General features: G+C 65.6%; 17 protein-coding genes, 1 tRNA gene and 1 pseudogene. 8 read left to right on the top strand and 11 right to left on the bottom strand.

Features of this window, described 5'->3' with window-relative positions:
- The first annotated feature begins 402 nt into the window (after window positions 1-402).
- From A5787_RS27865 to A5787_RS21735, 5 genes are all read left to right on the top strand, one after another.
- On the top strand, window positions 403-738 hold the full coding sequence (locus tag A5787_RS27865; protein ID WP_197507336.1) for a hypothetical protein: 336 nt from the start codon (window positions 403-405) through the stop codon (window positions 736-738).
- A gap of 175 nt (window positions 739-913) precedes the next feature.
- On the top strand, window positions 914-1630 hold the full coding sequence (locus A5787_RS21750; RefSeq protein WP_082977374.1) for an MIP/aquaporin family protein: 717 nt from the start codon (window positions 914-916) through the stop codon (window positions 1628-1630).
- Between the two features lie 41 nt (window positions 1631-1671).
- Entirely contained in the window at window positions 1672-3129 is a 1458-nt protein-coding gene (locus tag A5787_RS21745; RefSeq protein ID WP_066970862.1) for a catalase, read from the top strand.
- 48 nt (window positions 3130-3177) lie between these two features.
- A complete protein-coding gene (locus A5787_RS21740; RefSeq protein ID WP_231994109.1) occupies window positions 3178-4260 on the top strand; it encodes a VIT1/CCC1 transporter family protein in 1083 nt (360 codons plus the stop codon).
- 68 nt (window positions 4261-4328) lie between these two features.
- Entirely contained in the window at window positions 4329-4724 is a 396-nt protein-coding gene (locus tag A5787_RS21735) for a LytTR family DNA-binding domain-containing protein (protein WP_066970860.1), read from the top strand.
- On the opposite strand, the gene A5787_RS21730 is transcribed toward A5787_RS21735, so the two are convergent.
- From A5787_RS21730 to A5787_RS21715, 6 genes and pseudogenes are all read right to left on the bottom strand, one after another.
- Entirely contained in the window at window positions 4725-5390 is a 666-nt protein-coding gene (locus A5787_RS21730) for a response regulator transcription factor (RefSeq protein ID WP_066970858.1), read from the bottom strand.
- A gap of 437 nt (window positions 5391-5827) precedes the next feature.
- Window positions 5828-6193, bottom strand: coding sequence for a VOC family protein (locus tag A5787_RS21725; RefSeq protein WP_066970856.1), 366 nt, complete (start codon window positions 6191-6193; stop codon window positions 5828-5830).
- Between the two features lie 81 nt (window positions 6194-6274).
- Window positions 6275-6505 (bottom strand): DUF167 family protein, encoded by a 231-nt coding sequence (locus A5787_RS27015; protein ID WP_082977372.1) that lies wholly within the window; start codon window positions 6503-6505, stop codon window positions 6275-6277.
- 71 nt (window positions 6506-6576) lie between these two features.
- Window positions 6577-6824, bottom strand: a pseudogene (locus A5787_RS28820) (hypothetical protein).
- Between the two features lie 364 nt (window positions 6825-7188).
- Window positions 7189-7265 (bottom strand) — tRNA-Met (locus A5787_RS21720).
- 134 nt (window positions 7266-7399) lie between these two features.
- Window positions 7400-7708: a helix-turn-helix domain-containing protein gene (locus tag A5787_RS21715; protein ID WP_231994108.1), complete on the bottom strand. Its 309-nt coding sequence runs from the start codon at window positions 7706-7708 to the stop codon at window positions 7400-7402.
- Between the two features lie 89 nt (window positions 7709-7797).
- Here A5787_RS21715 and A5787_RS21710 point away from each other — a divergent pair, with 89 nt between their 5' ends.
- Complete coding sequence (locus tag A5787_RS21710) at window positions 7798-8364, top strand: carboxymuconolactone decarboxylase family protein (protein ID WP_082977371.1); 567 nt, start codon at window positions 7798-7800, stop codon at window positions 8362-8364.
- On the opposite strand, the gene A5787_RS21705 is transcribed toward A5787_RS21710, so the two are convergent.
- From A5787_RS21705 to A5787_RS21690, 4 genes are read right to left on the bottom strand one after another with little or no spacing between them, the layout of a single operon-like run.
- The gene (locus A5787_RS21705) at window positions 8356-8895 is read right to left on the bottom strand and encodes a cupin domain-containing protein (protein WP_066970854.1); all 540 of its coding nucleotides are present in this window, start codon (window positions 8893-8895) and stop codon (window positions 8356-8358) included. The two genes, A5787_RS21710 and A5787_RS21705, sit on opposite strands and share 9 nt — an antisense overlap.
- Before the next feature lie 25 nt (window positions 8896-8920).
- On the bottom strand, window positions 8921-9571 hold the full coding sequence (locus A5787_RS21700) for an HD domain-containing protein (RefSeq protein WP_066970852.1): 651 nt from the start codon (window positions 9569-9571) through the stop codon (window positions 8921-8923).
- Between the two features lie 13 nt (window positions 9572-9584).
- A complete protein-coding gene (locus A5787_RS21695) occupies window positions 9585-10289 on the bottom strand; it encodes a nitroreductase family protein (RefSeq protein WP_066970850.1) in 705 nt (234 codons plus the stop codon).
- Window positions 10290-10306: 17 nt separating this feature from the next.
- Window positions 10307-10957, bottom strand: coding sequence for an HD domain-containing protein (locus A5787_RS21690; protein ID WP_066970849.1), 651 nt, complete (start codon window positions 10955-10957; stop codon window positions 10307-10309).
- A gap of 133 nt (window positions 10958-11090) precedes the next feature.
- On the opposite strand from A5787_RS21690, the gene A5787_RS21685 reads away from it, so the two are divergent.
- Window positions 11091-12035, top strand: a complete 945-nt coding sequence (locus A5787_RS21685) for a GlxA family transcriptional regulator (RefSeq protein WP_197507344.1) — start codon at window positions 11091-11093, stop codon at window positions 12033-12035.
- A 24-nt stretch (window positions 12036-12059) separates the two neighbouring features.
- Window positions 12060-13073, top strand: a complete 1014-nt coding sequence (locus A5787_RS21680; RefSeq protein ID WP_066970846.1) for a TIGR03617 family F420-dependent LLM class oxidoreductase — start codon at window positions 12060-12062, stop codon at window positions 13071-13073.
- Between the two features lie 90 nt (window positions 13074-13163).
- Here the strand turns inward: A5787_RS21680 and A5787_RS21675 are convergent.
- Window positions 13164-13365 (bottom strand): hypothetical protein (locus A5787_RS21675; RefSeq protein WP_156764069.1); only part of this gene is annotated, 202 nt, incomplete at its 5' end.

Below are 13365 nucleotides of genomic sequence, written 5' to 3'. Positions count from 1 at the left end.
ATCCACACCACACCGTTACTGCCGGAAGCCGTCGCGGTGTCGGCAGCTGCTCAACCATGCATACGCGAGGTCGACATAAATGTCCTGGGCCTTCGCGTCCAACTACGCAGCGGAAGCAGAAACGCGCGCTGGCTTTGGCCGCGTAACAACCGCCAGGTGGCGGTGCCCGGCCACGAAATGTGATTCGAAGCAGGGGAACTCAACAGACGCTCACTGCTGATCGCGTCCTCGTTACTTGCGGCGGCCGGGATCACCGGTTGCGAGAACGGCACGTCTCCTTCAAATCTGGCTAGTACGTCGCATGCCGACGGGCATCTCCCCGATCCGAACGAGACCTTCGTACTAGCTTACGACAAGATATCTTTCCAGCCGTGGGCAGAGCTGCCACCGACTAGCGGCCAAATGGCCACGCTCTATGGTGATCTCAACAGCCCAGAACCGTACCTGGTCATGATGAAATGGAATTCCGGTTGGTTCAGTGCACCGCACTCTTATGCCACGGATCGGATCTGTGTGGTCGTGTTCGGAACCTGGTGGGTCAACAGTGGAAACGAATTCTCACCGCAGGACGCCGTTCCGGTCGGTCCCGGCGGATATGTCAAGCGCACTGCCCGCACCCCCCATTACGACGGGGTACCGGCCGCCGCACACGAGCCAGCTGTGATCGCCATCTTCGGTCTCGGGCCCGTTGACATCCAGCTGGTTGAACCCGCTAAGCCTTCGTGGCGCCAGGTTTGACCGCCCTCCCTTGCCGGCGCGCAAGCGTTGCGTATCTGACAACCGGCCGGCAGTCGCACTAGCCTCGGCTCGGATCCTGGTCAGCGGCGCGGACCGATGAATTGCGGCTAGCAGCAATGGTCAATGGGCGTCAGCAGTAACGACTTTCACCGTCGGCGGCGCAATTCTGGAAACCATGGCAACCGATACATCGCAACCGCCGCTTCGGGCGCTCAACGGCTACGTCGACGACACCTCCGCCGCGCGTCGGGCCGCAGTCAAGTACGCGGTCGAGGCAATCGGCACATTCTTCTTGGTATTCACCGTGGGCACCGCGGTCGGCAGCCGCAGCTCGTTGGCGCCGATGGCGATCGGTGCGGCCCTGATGGTGATGATCTACGCCGGTGGGCACCTATCGGGTGGTCATTACAACCCCGCGGTGACCCTTGCTGTGTTGGCGCGACGCCGGATCGGGCTGCGCGATGCCGTCGCCTACTGGATGGTGCAGTTCGGTGCTGGTGTGCTGGCCGCGGTAGTGGTGCGAACGGTCATCGATCCCGCGCAGTTCGCCGCGATCGCGACAGTGACGCTGAGCGGACGCACGTTGTTGGCCGCGTTCGTGGTTGAGCTGCTCTTCACCTTTGCCCTGTGTTACGTCGTGCTCAACGTCGCCACCAGCAAGGACCACCCGGACAACTCGTTCTATGGGCTGGCGATCGGCTTCACCGTCGTCGCCGGCGCCGTCGCCGTCGGCGGTATCTCCGGCGGTGCATTCAACCCGGCCGTCACCATCGGCGCCGCGGTGATGCACATGTTCGCGTGGCCGACGCTGTGGGTGTACCTGGTCGCTCAGGTCATCGCCGGCGCGGCCGCCGGCGTCGCTTTCCTCGCACTCAACCCCGATGACAAATAGCGCCTGCAGCCGCGGGTTCACGCACAACGAATGGAAACAGAATGACTGACACGCAACCCAATCCGACGACCACCGACGCAGGAATCCCGGTGCCCAGCGACGAGCATTCGCTTACCGTCGGTCCCGACGGCCCGATCCTGCTACAGGATCACTACCTGATCGAGCAGATGGCCAACTTCAACCGGGAGCGCATCCCGGAACGACAACCGCACGCCAAAGGCGGGGGCGCGTTCGGCCACTTCGAGGTCACCCACGATGTCAGCGGCTACACGCGGGCCGCGGTGTTTCAACCTGGCACCAAGACCGAGACGCTCATCCGGTTCTCCACGGTCGCGGGTGAGCGCGGCACCCCAGACACCTGGCGGGATCCACGGGGGTTCTCACTGAGGTTCTACACGTCGGAGGGCAACTTCGACATGGTCGGCAACAACACCCCGATCTTTTTCATCCGCGACCCGTTGAAGTTCCAGCACTTCATCCGTTCCCAGAAGCGCCGTGCGGCAAACAATCTGCGTGACAACGACATGCAGTGGGACTTCTGGACCCTGTCCCCGGAATCGGCGCACATGCTGTCCTGGCTGATGGGTGATCGCGGTATCCCCAGGACCTGGCGGCACATGAACGGTTACTCCAGCCACACCTACAGCTGGATCAACGCGGCCGGCGAGATCTTCTGGGTGAAGTACCACTTCATCAGCGACCAGGGTGTCGAGTTCCTCACCCAGGCCGAAGCCGACCGGATCGCCGGCGCCGACCCCGATTATCACCAGCGGGATCTGTACAGCGCGCTCGAGCGCGGCGACTTTCCGAGTTGGACATTGAAGATGCAAATCATGACGTTCGAGGACGCCAAGACCTACCGGTACAACCCGTTCGATCTGACCAAGGTGTGGCCGCACGCCGACTACCCGCTCATCGACGTCGGCACGCTGACGCTGGATCGCAACGTCACCGACTACCACGCCGAGATCGAGCAGGCCGCGTTCGAGCCCAACAACATCGTGCCCGGCACCGGTCTGAGTCCGGACAAGATGCTGTTGGGGCGTGGCTTCTCCTACGCCGATGCGCACCGCGCCCGGCTTGGGGTGAACTACAAGCAGATCCCGGTTAACGCGCCCAAGGTCGAGGTGCACAGCTACTCCAAGGACGGCGTGATGCGGATCAAGAATTTGTCCGACCCGGTCTACGCGCCGAACTCCTACGGTGGTCCGCAGGCCGACCCGCAACGCGCCGCCGAGGTGCACTGGTACACCGACGGTGAGATGGTCCGCGCCGCGAACACGTTGCGCGAGGCGGACGACGACTACGGCCAGGCCAACATCATGGTCCGCGACGTGCTCGACGACGCGGCCCGGGATCGGCTGGTGTCCAACGTCGCTGGGCACCTGCTTAACGGCGTGTCCGAGAAGGTCCTGCTGCGCGCCTTCGAGTACTGGAAGAACATCGACAAGGAAACCGGCGAGAAGATTGAGGCCGCCGTGCGCAACGGTGCGGCGTAAATGTCTGTCCGTCGAGACACCGGGCAAGCTCGTCGGTTCCACGAGCTGTTGGCGTCCGAACGGCGCAGCGCGGCTCTGTATTCCGGCCTTGCGGCAACCGCGCACGGCGACCAGCGAAAGGTTCTGACTGAGCTGGCCGCGGTGGAACGCAAGCACGCCGCCCATTGGGCGGACAAGCTCACCGAGATCGGTGAGCCGGTGCCCGACCAAATTCGGTCCGGCATACGCGGCCGGATGCTGGCCTGGCTGGGGCGCCGGTTCTCCGTTGACACCGTGCTCCCCTACCTGGAACGCGCCGAGCACGGCGACGCCGGGCTCTACCAAGACGACCCGGAAGCCACCGCGGCGATGGCTGTGGACGAGCGCTCGCATGCTCTCGTCCTCAGCCGTCTCCGGGATTCACGCGACGGGAGTGATTCACGGGGCATTCAACGACGCGAATCCTGGCACCGTGGCGACCGCTCAGGGGCCTTGCGAGCGGGGGTCTTTGGCGTCAACGACGGCCTGGTGTCCAACACATCACTGGTGATGGGATTCGCCGGTTCTGGGGCGTCGAGTTCGGCAATCCTGTTCGCCGGCCTCGCTGGCCTTCTCGCGGGGGCATTTTCGATGGCCGCCGGTGAATACATCTCAATGCGCAGCCAGCGGGAGGCTTACCAACGTGAAATCAGCGTCGAATCTGAGGAGTTGCGCGACGACCCCGAGGCGGAGGCTGAGGAACTGGCCCTGATCTATCGGGCCAAAGGCCTGGGCGCAGACGAGGCTGAGCAAGTCGCGGCCACGATCATGAAAGATCGTGACACGGCGTTGAATACCATGGTCCGCGAGGAACTCGGTCTCGACCCCGACGAGCTCGGCTCGCCGTGGTCGGCGGCTATCTCAAGCCTGCTCACGTTCGCGATCGGCGCGGTCGTGGTGGTGCTGCCCTACCTATTCGGTTCCGGTGTGGCCGCTCTGACCATGGCAATCGCGTCGGCAGGCGCGGCCCTCTTCGCGGTCGGCGCGGCGATAGGCCTGCTCAACCGTAAAGGCGCTGTGCGCTCCGGCACGCGTCAACTCCTCGTCGGCGGCGGTGCCGCGCTACTCGTTTTTGTGGTCGGACACCTGGCCGGCGCGCATACCGCGGCATAGCCAGGGTGGTCGCCGCATTTGCAGGTACCTGGAATGCCACCCGGGGGCCGCTCGGTCAGACTGGTGTCATGGAGTCTGGGGCTCAGCCGCTGCGCTGCGTCATCGTCGATGACAACCCAACCTTCCTTGACGCGGCTGCGAAGTTTCTTGGCCGCGAGGGGATTACGGTGGTCGGGGTGGCATCCACCAGCGCCGAGGCACTGGACTGTCTGGCACAACTGAAGCCCGACGTCACGATCGTCGACGTCGATCTCGGCGGCGAAAGCGGGTTCGAACTGGCTGGGCGGCTCACCGGCGGGGCTGTCTCCTCGGCAGTGATATTGACTTCTACCCATTCCGAGCAGGAGTTCGACGACATGATCCTGGCCAGCCCGGCTCTTGGGTTCGTGCCGAAGGTCGCGTTGTCTCCCGACGCGATACGGGGGCTTCTCGATGGCCGTGGCCAGCCATCGCGCGAGCCCTGATCAGCGAGCATCCAGGTATGCGATCACCGCGCGGACGCGTCGGTGATCATCGGGCTCCTCGGGCAGGTCCAGCTTGGTCAAGATGCTGCGCACGTGTTTTTCCACTGTGCCCTCGCTGACCCACAGTCGTCGGGCGATTCCGGCGTTGGATCGACCCTCGGCCATCAACGCCAACACTTCTTTTTCCCGCGCGCTCAGCACGGCCAGCGGGTCATCACGCCGACGCGCGTTGACGAGGTCAGCCACCAAGGTCGGATCCACCACCGAGCCCCCTTTTGCGATGCGTTCAAGGGAGCCGAGGAAATCTGAAACGTCGGTGACCCGGCTCTTGAGAAGATAGCCAACCTTGTGACCGCTGGCCAAAAGCTCCATCGCATGCTCGACATCGACGTGGGCCGACAGCACAAGTATTGCGGTGTCGGGCAATTCTTCGCGGATCAGCCGGGCCGCATCCAGACCTTCCGTCGTATGCGTCGGCGGCATCCGGATATCGACGATCACCAGGTCGGGCTTTTTAGCGCGAGCCTGCGATACCAAGTCGGCGCCATCTCCTGCATCGCCCACCACGTCGAAGCCGGATCCTGTCAGCAGGCTGGCCAGGCCCTCACGAAGCAATACTTCGTCGTCGGCCACGATCACCCGCAACGGAGCCGCGTGACCTTCCATTTCGAAAACGTGTCCTCTCTAGAGCAACGCCTACCGCGCTGCAATCATCTTGATACCAGAAAAGAAAATCCTCACACCGGCACCATCCAGTCTGGTCAGCACTGCCTGTGCGATTCATACGTGGCGGCAGCCGGGAACTACAGCGAACGGCAGCTGCCACGTGAGACTCTGGTCAGGTCGATTAGCTGGTAAGCGCGGTAATGAACGCATAGCGGCTCGGCGTCATGACTTGTGACCGCACGGCCTTTTCAGGTTCGCCAAGACCTGCAATGGTTCTGGCATGCCGCCCCTTTCCCGACGTGAATTTGCGTGACACGTGTCCGGCGTCGCCCGGGACCACGGCACAATGCGAGCCTCCTATGAACCGACTTTCGGCTATCTCGCACTGAGCTCCCTGCCCACGCTGGCCTTCGACCGGCGCGACAGGCCGGGAATCATCACAGCTTTTGCGCGAATTCGATAATGTTGCCGTCCGGGTCGGCGATGTGGAGCGGCCTTTCATGCCATGGCCGATCCACCGGTCCGCTGAGGATCTCGACACCGAGCCCTCTCAACCGCCGCGCTTCCAAATCTACGTCTTCGATCAGGAAGCCGATCTCGCCGCACGGCGGGTTGCCGCCTTCGCGACCGATGAGCCCCGGCAGCTTCGACCGTTCGAAAAGCGAGAACTTGGTGTTTTCCATCTCGAATTCGACGTAGCCGTCGCCCTCGATCCGCAGGTGGAGCCCGATCACGTCGCGGTAGAACGTCACCGACCGTTTAAGCGACTCGACGTAGTGGATTACGTAGTCCACGCGGCGCATGAATACACCGTATCGGCTCCCGCTGTGACGGGTCTGTCCTGGCGGTCAGCTGAGAATCCGCACTAGCGTGCGACGCGCTGCTCAACGGCTCATGCGGAAGCGCTTGAGCCGCGAGGTCGTTCCGGATACCAATTCGACTCGGCTTCTTGGCAATTGAAGGTGGGCTGCCAGTAACCGGGTGACCGCGTCATTCGCCTTGCCGTCAACCGCTCGCGGCCGGACGTAGATCGTCAGCTCACCGTCAGGACCGACCTCGACAAGGGGTCCCTTGCGACTGCCGGGCTTGACCTTGACGACGACGGAGTCGTTCATGCGGCGTAAGGCTACCGTCCGGACTCGTGCGCTGGGCAAGTGCGATCTCGAGTTCGGGCCATAAGCACTGACTAGCCGGGCGGCGGTAGCAGTGGCGGACGGCATACGTTGGCGGCCGGATCCCACCACCAGCCGTTTGTCGCATGCCAGCGGTCGCGGCCCGACACCCAGCGGCCGGCGTACATTAGCGGCCGGGTCCCACCACTCGCCGTCCGCGCATTCGGCCGAGCTCACTGCCGGCGTAGCGATCGTCACGGCGGCCATCGACGCCAACGCCACCATGATGATGGGAACCCAGATGACGAACGACCGTCCTAATTGCAGGTCTCCCCGAGTGTGCTCGACCTTGGCCAGCAGTCCAGCTTCTGTGTCTGGCTGGCGTATTCATCATCGAACTCGGGATTGCATGATGCCAGCTGAAGCCTCCACCGGGTCTGTGCGGCGGCTACCGTGAATTCCGTGACGACAGCTATCTAGCACTGAGCTTCTGAGTAAATCGCGCCGTGGCAAACGATGACCGAAGCGCCGCCGGAGCAAGGGAACGCCATCATGCTCGGCAAAAGGCTGGAATCCAGCAACGAAGGTGCAGGTCAGTTAACTAGTAAACCGAGCTAATGTGGCCAACTACGTGGCCATCGGGCGTGAAAACGGCCCCCGGAGAAGTCTCCGAGGGCCGTTTTACCTGGTAGCGGGGACAGGATTCGAACCTGCGACCTCTGGGTTATGAGCCCAGCGAGCTACCGAGCTGCTCCACCCCGCGTTGGTAAATGACAGGTTACCGAACGCGCGTCGCGGCGACCAAATCGCCGCCTGGCCAGTGCCTTTTCGCGCGGCGGACGCGCGCGGTCACGCTGACGCGGCGCCCGGCGCCGAGCACCGCCTGGCGCGCGACAGTCAAACCGCCACCCCGGCCTGGCGCCGGGCCCATCGCTTGGCCCACCGGCCCAGGGGCTCGTAGGCCTGCAACAAACTGCGGCCCTCTTCGGTGAGCCGATAGCCGTCGGTCCCTCTGCCGAGGATGCCCGCCTCACGCAGCTCGCGCAGCCTGCTGTTGAGTGCGCTGGCCGACACGCCGCTACAGCGTTGCTGCAGTTGGCGAAACGTCAGTTCGTCGGCGCGCAATTCCCAGATGACCCGCATCGCCCACCGGCGCCCGAGCAGGTCCAGCAGGGCCATGATCGGTTCTTTCGAGCTTTCGGACACAGCAGCAGCGTAGCTGCCCGGGTCCTCTTGCGCTCCGATTTTCAGAGCGCTATGGTGGTGCTTCGATAATCAGAGCACGGAGGTGCGTCGTGTCACGTCGAGTCCGGATCGCTCCGCTGGAGCCGCCCTACGAACCCGATATCGAGCGGCTGCTCGCGAAGTGGATGCCGCCCGGTTCGGACGTGGCGCCGTTGGCGTTGTTCCGCACCTTGGCGGTCCACGACGAGCTCGCGGCGCGCATGCGTCCGCTGGGCGCCGGCATCCTTGGCAGCCGCATTGTGCCGCCGCCGACGCGCGAGGTGCTGATTGCCCGGACGTGTGCGCTCTGCGGCGCCGAGTACGAATGGGGCGTCCACGCCGTCGCCTTCGGTAAGCCGCTCGGCCTGACCGACGAGCAGCTGCTTTGCACCGTGCACGGCGGAGCCGACGACGCGTGCTGGAATACCCAGCAGCGCAACATCATCCGACTCGCCGACGAGCTGCACCACACCAGCACCATCTCCGATGAGCTGTTCGACGACCTGCGCGCCGACTTCGACGACCGACAGATCCTCGAACTGACCGCCACGGCCGGCTGGTATCACACCATCGCCTACCTCATCGGCGTCGCCGGCGTCGCCGCCGAACCGTGGGCGGCGCAGTTCCCCTCAGTGTGAAGGCGGGTTCAGTCCGTATCGCCGCGCGATGTCGTCCATCCACTCCGGTGACCCGTAGGTCAGCCCGTATTTGTCCGCCAGCTCGCCGAATTCGGGCAGCTCGTGCAGGACCTTGCCGACCGGGTCACCCGCGTGCTCCACGAGCAGCTCCCCGAGCTCGCGGAAGTAATTCTCGAATCCGCCGGGGGTGATGATCTCGACGATGCGGCCGGGCTCGGTGCCGGCGTTCCACATCGCGTGCATTTGGCCGCGCGGCTTGGTGATGTAGCCGCCCGGCCCGAGGACCACTTCGCTGTCGTCGGAGCGGAAACCGATCTCGCCCGCCAACACGATCGAGTGCTCGTCTTCCCGGGTGTGCCGGTGCGCCGCGGTCAGCAGGCCGACCTCGAACGGATGCTCGACGATGGAGACCTCGCCCCCGTTGGTCTTGCCGGACAGCTTGAACACCGCCCCGAAACCGGGCAGGGCGACGTAATCCCCTTCACCCGGCGCCACGACCGTGACCCCGATTTGCTTGGCGCCATCGTCCATGTGAGCTGCCTCCTCACGGTCCCCGCTATTCGGGCCAGGTGTTCTTCATGATGACGTCGACGAAATCGGCACGGACGAACGTCGGGTCGAAGTGTTGCAGCACATCGGCATTCATCGTGCCGAAGGTGCTGTCCGGACGGTGCTTCATCCCGTCGTTGAACGCCGCCAGGATCCGCCGCTTGAAATCCGGTCTCGGGTGCGCGGCGGTGACCGCGGCGAGCGCGTCGGGGGGAAGGTCGTCGCGGCCGATGCCCAGCACGTCGGTCTCCACACCCGCGGTGACACAGGCGATCTCGGGCGCGAGGAACTCGGGCACTCCGGGTGTGGTGTGCAAGGCGATGCTCAGCCACACCTTGTCGGCGTCGGCCTCATCGACGCCGTGCTGCAGCAGGAAGTCTCGCGCCGCATTGGCGCCGTCGACCTCGAAGCGCAGGGCGGAGGTGCGGTAGCGCCGGGTAAGACCCACGTCGTGGAACATCGCCCCGGCGTAGAGCAGCTCCAGGTCCGGCTGCAGTCCGCGGCGGCGACCCTGCAGCGCGCCGAACAAAAAGACCCGGCGCGAATGGTCGAACAGCAGGTCCTCTTCGGCGTCGCGGATGTGTTCGGTGATCGCGCGCACCAGATCGGTGTCGGGTATCGCGATGTCGGCGATGGTTTCCGGTGACTGGATGGCCATGATCTGTCTCCTGTTATCCCACGGCGGCCAGGCCGGGCGCCGTCTCGTCCCGCGGCGACCACAGCGGCTGCGGCACCTCGACACCGAATGGCCCGTCCCAGCTGTTTCGGGACGAAACCTCATGCACCGGGCGACGATTGGCTGCCACGCCCCACTTTCCCCGCGGGTAGCCCAGGGTCAGCATGGCCGACATCTTCCAGCCTTCCTCGACAGGCACACCGAGCAACTCGTTGACCCTATCCCGGAAGTTGTTGAGCACCATCGTCATGACCCCGCCGACGCCCTCGGCACGGGCGGCGAGCAACACGCTCCAGATCGCCGGGTAGATGTTGGCGCCCCCGAGGTCGTCGATGGCGAAGACGAAGAGCAACAGGGGAACCTCTTCGAAGTGGTCGGCCAGGTAATCCCCCGAGCCCTTGATCCGGCGCATCGTCTCGGCGTGAGCGGCCGCGTCCGCGCCGGGCCCCGGCACGACCATCGGTCCCTGCCCCGTCCTGAACTTGTCGTATTCGAGAGCGCGGCCCTGCCGGAACAGTTCACCGAACTCGTGGATGAGTTGCGGATCGTCGACTGCCACAAAGTGCCAGCGCTGGGTGTTGCCCCCGTTGGGTGCCCGGACGGCCGCATCGAGGATGCGGGCCTGCACGTCCAGCGGAACCGGGTCCGCGCGCAGCCGCCGCATCATCCTGGTGGTGTACAGCGCCTCATGGATTTCCATTGACCTGCTCCTTTCCGTTACTCGGGCCACGTGCTGTTGAGCACGAAGTCGACCATGTTCCCCCGCTGGAACGTGGGGTCGAAGTGCGCCAGCACGTCGTCGTTCATCGTGCTGAAGGTGCTCTGCGGGCGGTGTTTCATGCCGTCGTAGAAGGCCGACAGGATGCCGTTTTTGAAGTCGGGGCGCGGGTGGGCGGCGATCACCGCGTCAATGTCCGCTGGGGCCAGGGCCTCCCGGCCGACGCCGACCACGTCCGTCTTGACCCCGTCCGCCAACAGGGCGATCTCCGGGTCCAGGCGCCCCGGAACCTCGGGGGTCGAGTGCAGCGCGATGCCGAGCCACACCTTGTCGGCCTCGGATTGCCCGACGCCGTGTTCGAGCAGGAAGTCGCGCGCCGCGTCGGCGCCGTCCAGCTCAAAGCGCTGGGTCGATGTGCCATAGCGCGGGGCAAGGCCGAGGTCGTGGAACATCGCCCCCACGTAGAGCAGTTCCGGGTCTGCAGCCACGCCGAGGCGGCGCCCATGCAGCGCGCCGAACAGGAACACGCGCCGGGAATGGTGAAAGAGCACGTCGTCCTCGGCGCTGCGAATGAAGTCGGTGGCATCCCGGACAAGGGCGGTGTCGGGGACGGCGATGCCGGCAATGGTTTCGATGGACTGAATCGCCATGACCGCTTCTCCTTCGGGGACTGGCTACATCTTCCGGCGCCATGCGCCCAGCCACCGGTGCCGTTCCGGCCGTCTTTCCCATGGATTGCGACACAATGTGTGCGTGGCTGAAGCCGGAGGGCAGTCGCGCGTGATGGTGATCGTCGTCTTCGACGACGTGACGATGTTGGACGTCGCGGGAGCCGGCGAGGTCTTCGCCGAAGCCAACCGGTTCGGCGCCGACTACCGGCTCAAGATCGCGTCGCTGGACGGGCGCGACGTCACCACCTCGATCGGGACCCGGTTGGGCGTCACCGACGCCCTGTCGTCGATCGAGTCCGCCGACACCATCATGGTCGCCGGCAGCGACAACCTGCCGCGGCAGGCGATCGATCCCGAGCTCGTCGACGCGGTCAAGTCGGCCGCCGCCCGCACCCGGCGGCTGGCCTCGATCTGCACGGGATCGTTCATCCTGGCGCAGGCCGGGCTGCTCAACGGCCGGCGCGCCACCACCCACTGGCACGACGCCCGGTTGTTCGCCCGGGCCTTCCCCGGCATCACCGTCGAGCCGGATGCGCTTTTCGTGCGCGACGGCGACGTCTTCACCTCGGCCGGGGTGTCGTCGGGCATCGACCTCGCGCTGGCGCTGGTCGAGATGGATTACGGCACCGAGCTGGTCCGCGACGTGGCCCGGTGGTTGGTCGTCTACCTCAAGCGCGCGGGCGGCCAATCGCAATTCTCGGTGCTGGTAGAGGCCGACCCCCCGCCGCAGTCCCCGCTGCGCAAGGTCACCGAGGCGATCTCGGCCGACCCGGCGGCCAACCACAGCGTGCAAGCGCTAGCGGCGCGGGCGTCGTTGAGCACGCGGCAGCTGACGCGCCTGTTCCAATCCGAACTCGGCACGACGCCGGCCCGCTACGTCGAGATGGTGCGCATCGACGCCGCCCGTGCCGCGCTCGACGCCGGCCGCAGCGTCGCCGACACCGCGCGCCTGGCGGGGTTCGGTAGCACGGAAAGCCTCCGGCGAGTGTTCGTCGACCACCTCGGCGTCTCACCGAAGGCCTACCGCGAGAGATTCCGCACGGCATCGCGCGGCTGAAGCCTTCCGGCATACTGTTCCGCCATGCACATCGACGTGATGGCGGTCCCCCAGCCGCTGGACCGGATCGGCGATCTGGCCCGGCGAACCCAGGCCGCCGGGTTCTCCGGGCTGCTGTTGACCGAGACCGGACGCACGCCGTACCTCAACGCCGCCGTCGCCTCGCAAGCCGCGCCCGGCCTCGAGCTGTCCACCGGGGTCGCGGTGGCCTTCCCACGCAGCCCCTTCGTCACGGCGGCTACCGCCTGGGAACTCCAGGAGTCGACCGGCGGGAAGTTCCGGCTCGGCCTCGGCACACAGGTGCGCACGCACGTGGTGCGGCGCTACGGGATGGCCTTCGAGCGGCCCGGTCCCCGGCTGCGCGACTACGTGCGCGCCGTCAAGTCCTGTTTCACCGCGTTCCGAACGGGCAAGCTCGAGCACCACGGTGAGTTCTACGACCTGGACTTCATCACCCCGCAGTGGAGCGCCGGACCGATCGATGCGCCCGACCCGAAAGTCGATGTGGCGGCGGTGAATCCGTGGATGCTGCGGATGGCCGGCGAAGTCGCCGACGGCGTGCACGTCCATCCGCTCGGCGAGCCCGGCTACCTGGCCCGTCACGTGGTACCCAACGTCGCCGACGGAGCCGCCAAGGCCGGGCGCTCCCCGTCGGACATCGCCATGATCGTGCCGGTGATGACGATCGTCGGCGACGGCGACGAAGAACGCGACAGCGAACGGGAGTCGGTGCGGGCCAGCATGTCTTTCTACGGCAGCACACCCAATTACGCGTTCATCTGGGACGAGGCGGGATTCGAGGGCACGACGGCCCGCATCCGCGAGAAGCAGAAGGCCGGGGACTTCGCCGGCATGGCGGCCCAGATCACCGACGAGCACATCGCCGCGTTTGCCACCGAGTCGACGTGGGACGGGTTGGCCGACGCGCTGAGGAAGAAGTACGCGGGGGTCGCGACTCGGCTGGTGCTGTACAACGCGCTCGGCAGCCACGAGCGCTTCGAGCGCTACGGGGAGGTCGCCCGCCGGCTGCAGGGGTGAGCCGTCACTGGGCGAGCGCCCCTGGAATGCCGCGCATTACGGCGTGTCGCCGTACAAACACGCGCGCTCGCGGCAGCTAACGGAGCGCCGCTACTTGGCGGCGTTGTACTTGTTGATCGCGTCGTCGAGGCGCTGCAGCGCCGCGCCGTAGGCGGCGAAATCGCCCTTCTTCTGGGCGTCCTTCGCCGCGCCGATCGCGGCCTGAATGTCCTGCAGGGCGGCGGCCTTGGCCGCCGACAGCGTCACCGACCCATCCGGGGCAGGGGGCACCGCGGTCGGCGGCGGTCCCGGG

Origin of the sequence: Mycobacterium sp. 852002-50816_SCH5313054-b (assembly GCF_001667185.1) — a bacterium.
Taxonomy (GTDB): domain Bacteria; phylum Actinomycetota; class Actinomycetes; order Mycobacteriales; family Mycobacteriaceae; genus Mycobacterium.
This window is presented reverse-complemented; position numbering and strand designations above follow the sequence as displayed.

Bases quoted from the DNA above. Each gene is read 5' to 3' on its own strand.
- A5787_RS27865 (WP_197507336.1), top strand. From the start codon at position 403: ATGGCCACGCTCTATGGTGATCTCAACAGCCCAGAACCGTACCTGGTC.
- A5787_RS21680 (WP_066970846.1), top strand. From the start codon at position 12,060: ATGCACATCGACGTGATGGCGGTCCCCCAGCCGCTGGACCGGATCGGC.
- A5787_RS21745 (WP_066970862.1), top strand. From the start codon at position 1,672: ATGACTGACACGCAACCCAATCCGACGACCACCGACGCAGGAATCCCG.
- A5787_RS21695 (WP_066970850.1), bottom strand. From the start codon at position 10,289: ATGGAAATCCATGAGGCGCTGTACACCACCAGGATGATGCGGCGGCTG.
- A5787_RS21730 (WP_066970858.1), bottom strand. From the start codon at position 5,390: ATGGAAGGTCACGCGGCTCCGTTGCGGGTGATCGTGGCCGACGACGAA.
- A5787_RS21705 (WP_066970854.1), bottom strand. From the start codon at position 8,895: ATGGACGATGGCGCCAAGCAAATCGGGGTCACGGTCGTGGCGCCGGGT.
- A5787_RS21725 (WP_066970856.1), bottom strand. From the start codon at position 6,193: ATGCGCCGCGTGGACTACGTAATCCACTACGTCGAGTCGCTTAAACGG.
- A5787_RS21685 (WP_197507344.1), top strand. From the start codon at position 11,091: ATGGTGATCGTCGTCTTCGACGACGTGACGATGTTGGACGTCGCGGGA.
- A5787_RS27015 (WP_082977372.1), bottom strand. From the start codon at position 6,505: ATGAACGACTCCGTCGTCGTCAAGGTCAAGCCCGGCAGTCGCAAGGGA.
- A5787_RS21700 (WP_066970852.1), bottom strand. From the start codon at position 9,571: ATGGCCATCCAGTCACCGGAAACCATCGCCGACATCGCGATACCCGAC.
- A5787_RS21690 (WP_066970849.1), bottom strand. From the start codon at position 10,957: ATGGCGATTCAGTCCATCGAAACCATTGCCGGCATCGCCGTCCCCGAC.
- A5787_RS21735 (WP_066970860.1), top strand. From the start codon at position 4,329: ATGGAGTCTGGGGCTCAGCCGCTGCGCTGCGTCATCGTCGATGACAAC.
- A5787_RS21750 (WP_082977374.1), top strand. From the start codon at position 914: ATGGCAACCGATACATCGCAACCGCCGCTTCGGGCGCTCAACGGCTAC.